Origin of the sequence: Psychrobacter sp. Pi2-1, from assembly GCF_904846645.1 — a bacterium.
In the GTDB taxonomy this organism is placed as follows: domain Bacteria; phylum Pseudomonadota; class Gammaproteobacteria; order Pseudomonadales; family Moraxellaceae; genus Psychrobacter.
This window is the reverse complement of the sequence record NZ_CAJHBO010000003.1, coordinates 108,193-121,561: the sequence shown is the minus strand read 5'-3', so window position 1 is coordinate 121,561 and position 13,369 is coordinate 108,193. Positions and strand designations below refer to the sequence as shown.

The window sequence follows — 13,369 nt, the reverse complement described above, 5'->3', positions numbered from 1 at the left end:
TGGACACTAGTAAATGCTTGTCTAACCACCAGCGACTGGCGTAATGAACACCACGCTATCACCATCATTTATCTGGTCAGTCCATTTAGCAAAGTAGTCATTTACTGCAACGCGTAGCTCTGACTGCGGACGGCTAAAGCGATGCTTTTGACTAAGTTGTTCGTATAGTTCAGTCAATGACGTATCCTGCTGTACGTTTACTGTCTCTTGCTGACATTTAGCCTCGTCAGCCAAACTGGCAAAATACATGACATTAATATTCATCGTTGATTCGATATTAGTTGTCATATCGATAGCACTCATAAACCTCTCCCTCTTGCGCAAGCTTCCTTGCTTGACACTTAGCACATTGTTATTGATTAATTAATTGATGACGCACTTTGCAATATTGTCACTTTAAGCATGACTATAGTCTGACTTGCCACCTGTCTTTTTGACCAAATGAATATCATCTATAACGATATCATGCGATAGTGCTTTGGTCATATCATAGATAGTTAAGCAGGCAACGCTGACCGCTGTTAGCGCTTCCATCTCAACCCCTGTCTTATGTGTGACCTTGACTACCGCACTGACCGTGAGGCTGCTGAGCGCGTCGTTGTATTCAAAGCTTAAGCCTATCTTATCTAGCGGTAGTGGATGACAGAGCGGTATCAGATCATGAGTGCGTTTGGCCGCCATGATACCAGCGATATGAGCTGTTTGCGTGATGCTGCCTTTTTTGGTCATACCATCAGCCGCTTTAATCTGCGCATAAATCTCACTGGGAAAGCGTACCTGACCAGTGGCATTGGCTTCTCGCGTCGTTGCTGTCTTACCACTGACATCGACCATGGTAATATCACCATCACTGTCTAAGTGAGATAAAGTAGATTGCTGATTTATCTGAACGCTGTCACTCATTTATATAACCTTTCTTATTTGATATTTTTATTTTTTTGGTAGAGCAGCACATGCCCGTTTAAACTCTTCAGGCGTATTAAAGTTGGTCAAATTTTGCCACTCTTTGCTAAATGGTACAGCTTGCACTAATGGCTGAATAAACTGCATTACTCTACGCTGTCCGCTATCTATATAGTTTTTCAAATCACGCTCGATACTTAGCTGATACAGCCCTAACAATGGATATAGGTGACTGTCATCTTTCAAGCAAATTACTTTTTTATCGGCAGTAAGGCTTATTTCACATTGCAATTTCTGCCACAGGTCAGTTGCTGGTATTAAGCTATCACAGCTAATAACCAGTAACCACGATGCTTGTACGTTTTTTGATACGCCTGTATCTTTCAAGCTGATCAATGTTTGTAAGGCTGATTCAATAGCGACCAAAGCACCGCCCGTTTTGACCTGCTCATCATGCTCACTAGAGTCAATATCAACACCATAATCAGCAATGTGAATAACAGGCGCATTAGGTTTTTCTGAATGGACATCTAAACCAGTCTGAAAGCCGCGACCGTTATCTGCAACCAATATAGGAACCTGTAACTTACTCGCATGGCGAACATGATAATCTAACAGCTGCTCGCCTGACGGTAGCGTCAACATAGCCTTAGCCGTTCCCATACGTCTAGATGCACCGCCTGCCAAGATAACCATGCCTGCCAAAACATCCAGATTATTTGAGCAATCTGTCACTATGCCATTACCTGTCGGACTTGACTGTATATCACTCATAGCTCAATTATTTATAACTCAATCATGGCTGGGGTTTTGTGCCAAAAAATGCGGTACAAAATTGCACGGACGAGTACGACTGTCAAACTGATCTTTTAAGATATTTTCCCAACCCGTACGGCAAGCACCAGAAGAACCTGGTAGACAAAATATACCCGTACCATTGGCCATGCCAGCAACTGCTCGCGATTGTACAGTAGACATACCGATCCCATCTTTTGAGATTAAACGGAACATTTCACCGAAACCATCGATTGATTTATCAAACAGTACACTCACAGCTTCTGGCATGCTATCTCTGATGAAAAACCCTGTGCCGCCAGTTGTAATAACCGCATGAACGTCTGGACTAGCAATCCAACCACTGATGACTGCGCGAATCTGGTAAATATCGTCGGTGATTAGTTGGCGATCTGCCAAATGATGCCCTGCTTCAGTCAAGCTATCTACTAAGTACTGACCTGATGTATCTTCTGCCAGCGTACGGCTATCAGAAACGGTCAATACAGCAATATTAAGCGGTGTAAATTGTGCAGCAGGCTTACTCATAAATAATCCTTTATAGATGTCATTTTATAATTGTATTAAAGATCCGTTGTATCAAAAAAAGTTATGTAGAAAAACGATTGCACTGGCAGACAATCTCTATCAGCGTCATAATTGTAGACTCAAAGGTTTTTATCCGCCGATTATCGATAGATTGTGCATGATGCCACTGTTAGAATCATGCAAATGATGATGCTCAGGCTTGATTGGCATAAAGCTATGTAAAGTGTTTACCAGTCCTTGGATATCGTCTTGCTGTAAGTATGGACGGATATCATAGTTGCCCTGATCAAACAGACACAAATGCACCTTGCCTTGGCTGCTTACGCGCAAGCGGTTACAGGTATCACAGAAGTGCGCCGCATATGGGGCAATCATACCGATACGACCGACATACTCAGGGTGGCTATACTCTACTGCTGGACCATCGGCACTACCGCGCTCGTGCGGCTGCCAGCCATTTTCTAACAAGTAATCAGTGATAATATCAGACTGAGCATGCTGAGCAAAAAACAAATCGCTATTGTCACTGGTCTGCATAAATTCAATAAAGCGATATGTCACTTGTCTGTCTTTGACATAGTCAATCGCCGTGACTAAGTTCTCAAAAGCAGTCTCCGCCATCAAGACACTATTTATTTTCAGTTTGATATCAGTCGTTTCTAACAACGTATCCATGTCAGCCAATATCTGCGGCAAGGTATCAAAGCCTGTCATTTTATGAAAAGTAGCGGCATCAAAACTGTCCATACTAATATTGAGCTGATCAAGTCCAGCCGCTTGCCAGCTGGCTATATGTTTACCCAATTTATAGCCGTTACTGGTCATCGCAACTGTCTCAATACCGTCAGTCTGCTTAATCTTTTCGATAATTTCGACAACATCACGACGAATAGAAGGCTCACCACCTGTAATTCTAACTTTTTTAGTACCTACTTGAGCAAAGCCACGCACCAAGGTGGCAATTTCAGAGATACTCAGCTCATCATCAGGGCGCTTACCTTGATAACCATTTGGCAGGCAATACTCACAGCGAAAGTTACAAAAGTCAGTAATAGACAGACGCAAGTAGGTTAGACGCCGTGCAAACCCATCGGTTAGCGGCTGGTGATAGTCACTCATCTGCTCAGTGGGCATGACCAAGGAAGGCTCTATGTAGCCATCAGATAATGCCGGTGCCAAGCTCGGTGAATAGAGTTGCGGGCTGTCTATTTTGTGTTTGTCATCTATGTTGTCATCAATCATATGTTACTGCCATCAGTACTGCTTACTATAAGCACTACTTTATTATTCGTGTTTAGCATACCAGTGTAAGGTCATGGGATTGCTCTCTAACTTTGTGCGACCACCCTACAATAAATTGGCAAACGATGAATTAGCGATGTAGCCAAGGAAACGGTTGTACAACGACGTCATTACCAGCTGCTACGTTCCCACTATCTTTATCCAACACAATGAAGCAATTAGCGCGGCTCAACTGTTTAATTCTATGTGACTGCTGTCTTGAGAAGCACTCAACTTGATAATGACCTGTATTATCTCGTGACAATACGCCACGCTGAAAGTCTTTGCGGCCGGGAGATTTTCTGATATCACTGATGAGTTTGGCCTTGATCGTTAGCGGCATCGGCTGCTCTGATACGCTAGCACCTGACATTTGCCACAATGCAGGAATCACAAACTGTAACGTACCCACAACCGTAGATAGCGGATTGCCCGGTAGGCCAAAATACAGTACTGGCTTATCGAGATTTTTATTCAATTCACCAAATACAAAAGGCTTACCAGGCTTCATCGCTACTTTATAATGGTTAATCCGACCTAGTGTTTCAATCACATTGGTCAAAAAATCATAGTCACCAACAGAGACACCTGCTGTCGATATCAGTACATCACAGTCCTGCATGGCCTCATTGACTGCGATAGTTGTCTGCTCTAGGTTATCAGGAATAATGCCATAATCACGAATAGTGATAGGCAGATCTGATAGCAAGCTTTTGAGCGTTGGGGTATTCGAGTTATATATTTGGGCTAGACTTTGCAGTTCATTGTCAATAGCTACAAGTTCATCACCTGTTGCCAACACGCCTACGACAAGCGGCTGGAACACGTTCACTTGGCTAATACCAAGGTTAGCCAGTAAGCTAATATCTGCAGGATTAAGTCGTTTACCAATTTTTAAAACGGCTTCACCAGACTCAATCTCTTCGCCTTGTGAGCGGATATTATCGTCAACTTTGGCCGTTTGCGTGAGTTTGATGTAATAAGGTCGAGATTTATCAACGGTTGCTCTGATATCTGCAAAATTTGTATTCTCTTGCATAATGACCGTATCACAGCAATCAGGCACGACTGCACCCGTAAAAATCCGCACCCCTTGCCCTGCTGCTGCCTTACCAGTATAAGCACTACCAGCCTGCGACTCACCAACGATTTCAATAGTACTGCTTTCTGATAACTCACTACCTTTGGCAATCGCATAGCCATCCATCGCAGATAGATTCTGTCGCGGTACATCAAAGGGCGAAGCAATATCTTGAGCCAGTATATGGTTTAGGCTGCCCAGCAACTCTAGAGTGTTAACGGCTCTTTTTTGTAGTGGAAAGTCAGTAATATGATAATTATCTATCCGTTGCTGTATCGCAGCTTGTAATTCTTCCATGGTAATCATAAGGTCACGCTCTTTCTGTCGTTCTAATTATTTATAATCAAAATTGTTATTTAAAATGGTCATTGAAAACTGTTACTAAACACTATGGATAAAAGTCGTCGTTAAAAAACATATTATCTAGAGTCTATCATTCAAAGTATCAACTTTCTTGTATTAACCTTGTCCTGATAAGTTTTGAATAAAGCCAGATTACACTGGTCTTAATATTTGATATTTGTTGCATTGTCAATGGTGTTGAAGGTGTCAGCAAAATCAGACATAGATTGAGACAAAAAAAGCACCTTGGCAAGGTGCTTTTTGTAGAACAAAGTAAATTATCGTTTGATGACTAGTGACTAATTCATAATGGCTAAGTACGATTAAAAAGAGCCACTTTTATACAGTGTATAAATACCGTCAGTTTACCTCACCATCCAGCCAATGAAGACGCACTGTTTTGAGTAATAAATCCATCTGGTGTTTGGCCGTTATCTGCTTGCCAGCGCTGGAATGCCATACGAGTATTGGTACCCACGATACCATCAGCGCCTTTGGTATCGTAACCCATACTAGTCAACCGACGTTGTAGGTTAGTCACTTGCGTAGTCGATAACGGACGCTCATAACGAGGCCAAGACTTTTGCAAACCGCTTTGTCCATTAATCGTTTTGCCTAGCAGACTAACGCCCAACGCATAACTTGATGAGTTGTTATAGACTTTAATCACATCAAAGTTTGGGCTTAACAGTAATACTGGACCATCCTTACCAGCAGGTAACCATAGCTCCATCTGAGTATTGGCATCTAAGTAAACGTCCTCTATCGTATCGACGCCCATCGCAGCCCATCTAGCGGCAGGTTGTTTACTACCAACCACTGAGTAATCAAACGAGGCTGGCACCGTTGCTTCATAAAAAGGCGCTAAGCCACGAACCCAACCTGAGTTACTCAGATAGTTGGCAGTCGACGCTAGTGCATCACCAGTGGCCCAAGGGTTGCGATGTCCATTACCATCACCATCGACCCCTTGTTTGAGCCAAGTCTCAGGGATAAACTGGGTTTGTCCCATACCACCTGCCCAAGAACCGTCCAACTGTGACCATGATACATCACCGCGTTGTAGCAGTGTCGCTAACGATAGCAACTGCGTTTCAGCAAACTCTTGACGACGACCATCATAGGCAAGGCTGGCAAGCGAACTTGGCAAATCACTATTACCGGTCACAGCGCCATACGATGACTCCATGCCCCATATCGCAGCGATAATCTCTGCATTGACCCCATACTGAGACTCTAGCTGAGACAAATAAGCACGCTGCTCGGCAAATTTACGCTTCCCTACACTGACGCGTCCACTTGATACCGCAGAATCTACGTATTCCCACGGCATCTTGGAAAACTCGGGTTGACCTGAATCTAATGAGATGACTTGCTGATTTAGATAAGCAGAATCGAGCAATCGACCAATAACTTGGGCATCATAGCCTGACGAGATAGCACGCATAGAAAAGTCTGACTTCCAATCAGAAAAACTACTGTAGCTAGGCTTTGGCGCAGGCTGCGGTTTTACGACTGGCGCAGGTGTTGGTTTGACCTGAACGGTTTGGGTTTGAGTAATCTCAACGCCGCCTTGACGAACAGGCTTACTTTGCATTGCCTGCTGGCTTGTACACCCGACCATCACTAATGCTGGCATAAGGGTGAGGTATTGCTTTTTTAATCTCATAAAAAATCTCAAACATGAATAAATAAAATGGCTCACAGTGGCCAAGCTATCCGTAGCTATTATTTAAGTCTAACGCCCAAGTACGCTACGTGGGTCAATAGGATTGCCATTTAAGCGAACTTGAAACTCTAAGCCTACCTCATTGGTCTGACCACTGCTGCCCATACTGGCAATGCGTTGACCACGCTGTACTGTATCGCCTTCTTGCACCAATAATTGGCTGTTGTGCGCGTAGGCTGTGATGTAGTTATCACTATGACGAATCATAATTAGATTGCCATACTCTGGCAGACCGTTGCCTGAGTAAAGCACAGTTCCCGATTGGCTGGCAAGTACTGGATCACCAACCTTGCCTGCAAACCACATTCCCATATTGCCCGCAGCAGGGTCAATATTACGAGTTACTGGGTTGCGCGTAGGGTAATCATAACCAGAGGTCGAGTTGGCAGTGGCTTCATAGGCTGGTATTTGAGATTGGGTCACAGGTGACGTATAAGTTGGTTGCGTTTGAACTGGAGCACTGTAGCTATTGTTACTTGCAGTGGTTGCCGCATTGCCTTGCCATAGTTTGAGCCATTGCCCACTATAGATGGTGTATTTACTATCTAGATTGTTCATCGCACCGATTTGGCGATAGTTCAGACGATAACGCGCTGCAATCTGGCTGACCGTATCGCCGCGTTGTACACGGTGATAGTTAGGGACGCCTTGCGCGTTAGTGATAATCTTAGGACCTGCTTGGTTTGCTGATTGATAGGTAGGCTTCGTTGCACAGCCAACGACAGATAGAGTAGCGACTGCCATAGTACCAATCAACGCGGCTTTAACAAGGTGCGATCCAGCTATGATTTTTTTCATACAAGGTTCCTATTCTTTGTGTTGCTCATTCATTGTTTAATCATTCAAAAGATCTTAATGCCATACAAGAGTCTTCTGATATTCTCATAACACGTCAGTGTTTAATAAGCCGGTATGGATTATATCTTATAGAATTTATAGCGCGAGTGTTGATAATCTATCTAGCGCTGCCGTTGGCGTGTGATGTAGGCGTACTGGTGACAAACTGACATACCCTGCCGCTACGGCCTCATAATCTGTCATCATATCCTGATTCGCTTGTAACGCATCGATTGACGTCTCTGATGATTGCTCATTTTTACCTTTTCGTAGAGACAACCAATATGCATCTCGGCCGCGTGGGTCTATCATATGACGTACTGGCTGAGCAGCTTGCTTATGGCCTAGCGAGGTTATTTTTCTACCCTTGATATCATCGGTATGCTGCACATCAGGAATATTAACGTTTAATACATGATAGGGCAAACTTTTAAGCATCTCTAAAACCGAAGTCTCAGTAAGCAGTTTGACGATTTCATGTGCGGCCACTTGATAATCACTGGCTGATTCTTGCCCGCCGTTTTTGACACCCCCGCCTACCAAAGACGTTGCTATAGCAGGAATACCAGATAGTTGCGCAGTCAATGCTGCACCAAACGTACCAGAGAACATCACATCCTGTCCCAAGTTAGCCCCTGAGTTGATACCTGTAATCACGCAGTCAAAGTCACTATCACGATACAAATCATGGATTGCTAGATAAACACAATCAGCTGGTGAACCATTTACCGCTATAAATCCAGAAGGCAGCTGATATGTATGCAGTGGTCTTGAAACACTTAACGCACTGGCATAGCCGCTTTGTTCATCGTTGGGAGCAACGACGACGACTTCGCCGATAGTCGATAATGCCTGAGATAACGCCAATAATCCTGGTGCATAAACACCATCATCATTACTAATTAAAAATCTCATTTCTGCTCAGTATGTGGTTAATATTTTATTAGCTGTCTTTCTACATCTCTACTTGATAATTCTGCTATCGTGTCATATCTGATCAAAATAGCCATCAACGAACGATGCTCATGTTTAAAATAAAATCATGATACTCTAATTTTCCAGTGACATTACGTCTCAGTCTAGAGAAAAAGAATCGTTTTGATAGCATGGGCGATTATAACTGAATAATATAACGACACGAACCCTGTCTTTAGCAAAGTATCATGCTCTTCTTATGCCAATAATTATATGAGAAAAGTAACGTGACAAATACTTGTGTAGAGCGGATGACAATTAGTAAATTAAGTATCGAGTTACAATACGCAACACCCCACAACAATACAAACCGATGTACTGATACTGAAGTAACGTCATTAGGGTATGCTACTGATATGTTGCTAAAAAATGGTTTTGGCTCACAAGATATCTACACATAAATCAATATTTTATGTGACTTTTGTTTTTTTACCGATTAACATATGACCATTAAATAAAGACGAGCGAGTGTAATACTGAATGAATAAACAATCGATATTATCTATAGCTTCTGTGATAGCAAATACTGCCTCAAAAGTTGGGATTGCAGGACTGATAACGTCTGTTGCTATGCTGTCTCAAGCTTCTAATGCTGCGAATAACTCTGGCACTACCATTCCGCTAGACCTGTCTGGCATTAACATTACTAAGCATGAAATTGCGGTGATGCAGGTACTATCAGAGATATGCCCACCAATGCTAAATGGTAAGCAAAAACAGCGGTTCTATAAGTCGTATACCGTACAGCTACATGAGCTAATGCCTTCTCTAGAAGATCCAAAAGCGGCTATTCAATACCTATCTACACAGCAAGACTATCGCCAGATACTACAAGGTATTCGTAGTTGGACAATGGGATTCTCAAAGCAAGAAAACAAAGCACTATGTGAAGATTTGGCAAACGCGGATTATTAGACAACTAGCTAGTTTGATTTAACGACTAGCGTCCTCTGCTTAACTTATTAATAATATTGGTATCAATGATAATAAAATAAAAGCTATGTACTATTTATAACATCGGTTAAGCAAATATTATCAACTGATTGTTTAGATATCTGTAGCATCAAAGCTTGCTGTCACTTTACTTGTTATTCACAAGCAGGGCAGCAGGCTTTTTTGTGAGCGTTAAATTTTTATTACAGAGACTGGTCAGATGATAGTTAGAACAAATATATGATAGGCCTTCATTTTTCTTTTCAAACTTGCCTTATTTTTGCATTTATCGATTCCCCATCGGTAGTCATTTTGCTAAGATAAGGCGTTAATTTTATGTCTATTGTGTAGGCGTTACTATTTTCGTCGATACATTATTTTAAACACTGCATTTAAGACATGCTGCTTAAAATAATGTATGGAAATAGGTACAAAACATAAGCGATAGATACATTTGGTTCCATGATGCGGTGTAATGATATATGACAGTAAAGCGTGTAAAAAATCAGCTGATACAGCTGGTAGTTGGTGTAAGTATCTCAATGATTGCAGTAGTGGCAAACGCAGCCATTCAACCACCTGAAATGGACAATACTGCCTATGTGTTGATGGACTATAACACTGGCGAAATCTTGGCTCAAAAGAACGCCAATGAGGCACTGCCGCCAGCATCTCTGACTAAGATGATGACCAGTTATATCATTGAGCAACGCTTAGCATCAGGCGATTTGAAAGAAGATGAACAGGTATTGATGAGTCCAAACGCATGGTGCCGTGGTAGCAGCAGCCAATCTTGTATGTATGTGCCTGTGAACAAAACCGCCAGCGTCATCGATATGCTACGTGGGATCATTATTCAATCAGGTAATGATGCATCAAAAGCCATGGCTGAACATATTGCTGGCAGTGAAGCCTCGTTTGCAATCTTGATGAACGAACAAGCGCAAAAGATTGGCATGGAGAACTCTAACTTTGTCAATGCTACCGGTATGCCTGATGAAGGTCATTTAGCATCTGCTTTGGATTTATCTAAACTTGCTCGCGCTATTATCAAAAACAGCGGCGACTACTATAGTATCTACGCAGAAAAAGAGTTCACTTATAATGGTATTACCCAAGGTAACCGTAATGCTCTGCTGATTACTGACCCAACTGTTGATGGCTTAAAAACAGGCCACACTGATGCGGCAGGCTACTGCTTGGTTGCATCAAGCAATCGTGAAGGCATGCGTCTAATCTCTGTCATTATGGGTACCAAGAGCCAACAGGCTCGCGCTGATCAGTCACGTGAACTACTTAACTGGGGTTTCGGTCACTTTACAACCGTTACCAAAGCACCCACTGGACAGTTCGTTAGTAAGCTTCCAGTATGGTTTGGAGAAGCTGACGAGGTAGAACTGGCAACTGGCGACAACTTGCAAATTCTAACCAGCAAAACACAGAAAAACAAAATTACTACAGTGGTCGATATTCCTGAGAGCTTAGAAGCACCGATCAAGAAAGGTCAGGAAGTTGGTAAAATGATGGCTGTAATCGATGGTAAAGCGGTAGCCTCAGTTCCAATTATCGCAACCAATGATATCGAACAGTCAGGCTTTATGAGCCGTACGTGGGAACATATCGTACGCTGGGTAAAAAATCTTTTCTAAGAGAAACTTTTAAAAAGCAATTCTAGCTAAAAACTATTTAAAAAAGACGCCTTAAAATGGGCGTCTTTTTTGTATTTATACCTACTTTAATTTAAAAGTGCTTCGACATTGAAAAGTCGAAAATATAAAAACGCTACCTAGTAAAATAAATCTAACTAGGAATACGGATTTAATAGAACCGTACTACGTCTAAACCAACCATTGTTTTAATAAGTCGCTTAACGCTTTGTCTTTATAAGTAGCAATATGACAATAGTCAACGCCAGCTGCTTTTAAACCATACTCAAAACTGTCTACATAGCGCGCCCGATGCTGCGGATACCAATATACCAATAACGCACGATGCTCGCTCTTACTACCCTCATCGCTTTCATACTGACGAATGCGTTTGGCTAGTATCTCAGCTGTTTCTGGGAAGACATCTTCAGCAAACATCACCATGTCAACTTTCTGCTTACGCATCTCCTCTATGACGAGTTGGTTACCTTGGCGACAAATAATCGTAGCGCCTAGGTATTCCAGTTCCTCTAACAAGGAGCCTGTCTCATGATAGTAATAATAAATAATCGTTAGGCCAGACAATAAGCGCTGCTGTTTTGATTGCTGTTGATTGGGCATCGCTATGGTCAGCGTAAACTGCGTACCTACACCAAGCACACTATCAACATCTATAGTAGCACCCATAAGCTGTGCCATTTGTCTAACGATAGGTAAGCCAACCCCTGAGCCTTCATACTGGCGAGTTTGCGACGAATCCACCTGAAAGAACGGGTTAAATATATCGTCTAGGTGCTCATTATCGATACCAATACCGGTATCTTTCACGCTAATCTGCCAGCGATTACTCTTATTAAAATGTGTCAGTTGCGACGTAATCGTAACTTTTCCAACAGGCGTGAACTTAATCGCATTATTGAGTAGTATCGATAGTATCTGATGTATTTTTTCTGAATCACCGTATAGGCTATAGTCTATATGATGAATATTACTAATCAGCTCTAGCCCTTTTTGCGTAGCTGTATTTTCAAACTTAACTAACAGGTCAGCGATTAACTGTAATGGGTTAAACTCATTTTTATGAATTCTTATCTGGCCTTTTTGGATCTGGTTCAACTGTATAATATGATCTAACGACAATACCAATTTATCACTACCACTACTGATAATCTCTACCGCGTCTTTTTGCTCTCTGTTGAGCGCCTCATGATCCAATAGTTGTAAACCACCTACAATTGCATTCAATGACGTTTTTAACTCATGAGAAATCATGCTTTGAAAATTATGCAATTGCACATCAAGTGACACATCTTTATTGTGTAACTGCTGTTCAAAGGCCGCAAGGGTTTCATAACCTTGCCTCGCTTCTTGTAAACGATTAAATAGCACAATTAATGCTTTCTTGATATGAGTCAGTTCTTGGAAGTTAAATTGTTGCGGAATGACTGGCAGTTGCTCTAGATTTGCGTTGTCTATGACAATGTCACAAACATCAGTTAACACTTCAATATCTTTAACTGGCCAATTCAGCTTTCTAAAAATGTATAAGGCAAATATAACAATCATTACTACTGTTGTTAGCCATAACCACAGGATATTTTGGAACCAATGTAAACGTAGCAACTCTACGTCCATCGTAATATTGATATAACCAATCAATGTGCTATTTTCGGTAGCTGTATCAGTCGTCTCATCTGGCACTGACGATTCGCTCATAATGTTTGATAAAGTCAGTGCTAACTGTTGATTGGAATCAGACTCATTGGACGTGGCACTATTGGCATTAAGGTCTTTACTAATCACTGGATAGTTGAAACTGACCGTGTGCGCAAATAAAGCATTTTTCCAATCAGCAAGCGACTGGTCTATATCCTCAATTGGCTCAGAGGTTGAATAGAAAACAATACTCTGGATAGTCGGCTCATTTTCTAACAAGATATTCACTTGTTCAGCCACGATATCTGCGCCATCTGCAGTCGATGCACTAGTCGTTAATAGCGATGCCAATTGTTGAATATGCTGTTCTTTTTCTTGATAGTGATGCACTAAACCATAAATAAAAGGCAATAAAAAACCTGCCAATACTGCCAAAACAGCGGCTTGTATGACAGAACGCCAGATAAGTACGGGAATGGTTTGAGACGAACGGTTGTTCATATCACTCTACTGAGTCGCGTGCAGCTTTCATTTATAGTACAGGTATTTTAAAGATGTGATAAGTAAAACATTTGAGTATTTTTAAAGCATTCAGATAACTATTTATAAGCCCAAACTATAGCGTATTAATAGAAAAATGTCATCGCGCTATCGAACGCGATG

At 41.9% G+C, this 13,369-nt stretch carries 12 protein-coding genes; 2 read left to right on the top strand and 10 right to left on the bottom strand.

Going from position 1 to position 13,369, the window contains the following annotated elements; genetic code table 11:
• Positions 1-21: 21 nt before the first annotated feature.
• The 9 genes from JMX91_RS03440 to surE form a co-directional block, all read right to left on the bottom strand.
• Positions 22-303, bottom strand: a complete 282-nt coding sequence (locus JMX91_RS03440) for a MoaD/ThiS family protein (RefSeq protein ID WP_201547672.1) — start codon at positions 301-303, stop codon at positions 22-24.
• A gap of 93 nt (positions 304-396) precedes the next feature.
• Positions 397-903, bottom strand: a complete 507-nt coding sequence (gene moaC / locus JMX91_RS03435) for a cyclic pyranopterin monophosphate synthase MoaC (RefSeq protein ID WP_165596862.1) — start codon at positions 901-903, stop codon at positions 397-399.
• Positions 904-930: 27 nt separating this feature from the next.
• Complete coding sequence (locus JMX91_RS03430; RefSeq protein ID WP_201547671.1) at positions 931-1,677, bottom strand: molybdenum cofactor guanylyltransferase; 747 nt, start codon at positions 1,675-1,677, stop codon at positions 931-933.
• Between the two features lie 18 nt (positions 1,678-1,695).
• The gene (moaB, locus tag JMX91_RS03425) at positions 1,696-2,226 is read right to left on the bottom strand and encodes a molybdenum cofactor biosynthesis protein B (protein WP_201547670.1); all 531 of its coding nucleotides are present in this window, start codon (positions 2,224-2,226) and stop codon (positions 1,696-1,698) included.
• A gap of 129 nt (positions 2,227-2,355) precedes the next feature.
• Positions 2,356-3,468, bottom strand: a complete 1,113-nt coding sequence (gene moaA / locus JMX91_RS03420) for a GTP 3',8-cyclase MoaA (protein WP_201547669.1) — start codon at positions 3,466-3,468, stop codon at positions 2,356-2,358.
• Between the two features lie 130 nt (positions 3,469-3,598).
• A complete protein-coding gene (glp, locus tag JMX91_RS03415; protein WP_201547668.1) occupies positions 3,599-4,894 on the bottom strand; it encodes a gephyrin-like molybdotransferase Glp in 1,296 nt (431 codons plus the stop codon).
• 406 nt (positions 4,895-5,300) lie between these two features.
• On the bottom strand, positions 5,301-6,599 hold the full coding sequence (locus JMX91_RS03410) for a lytic murein transglycosylase (protein WP_201547667.1): 1,299 nt from the start codon (positions 6,597-6,599) through the stop codon (positions 5,301-5,303).
• Positions 6,600-6,668: 69 nt separating this feature from the next.
• A complete protein-coding gene (locus tag JMX91_RS03405; protein ID WP_201547666.1) occupies positions 6,669-7,457 on the bottom strand; it encodes a peptidoglycan DD-metalloendopeptidase family protein in 789 nt (262 codons plus the stop codon).
• 135 nt (positions 7,458-7,592) lie between these two features.
• On the bottom strand, positions 7,593-8,411 hold the full coding sequence (gene surE / locus JMX91_RS03400; RefSeq protein ID WP_201547665.1) for a 5'/3'-nucleotidase SurE: 819 nt from the start codon (positions 8,409-8,411) through the stop codon (positions 7,593-7,595).
• Positions 8,412-8,951: 540 nt separating this feature from the next.
• Between surE and JMX91_RS03395 the strand changes: the two genes are divergently transcribed.
• On the top strand, positions 8,952-9,386 hold the full coding sequence (locus JMX91_RS03395; protein WP_201547664.1) for an MCR_0457 family protein: 435 nt from the start codon (positions 8,952-8,954) through the stop codon (positions 9,384-9,386).
• Positions 9,387-9,886: 500 nt separating this feature from the next.
• Positions 9,887-11,053, top strand: coding sequence for a D-alanyl-D-alanine carboxypeptidase family protein (locus tag JMX91_RS03390; protein WP_201547663.1), 1,167 nt, complete (start codon positions 9,887-9,889; stop codon positions 11,051-11,053).
• Between the two features lie 189 nt (positions 11,054-11,242).
• Here JMX91_RS03390 and JMX91_RS03385 read toward each other — a convergent pair whose 3' ends face one another.
• Positions 11,243-13,207 (bottom strand): sensor histidine kinase, encoded by a 1,965-nt coding sequence (locus tag JMX91_RS03385; protein WP_201547662.1) that lies wholly within the window; start codon positions 13,205-13,207, stop codon positions 11,243-11,245.
• Between the last annotated feature and the right edge of the window lie 162 nt (positions 13,208-13,369).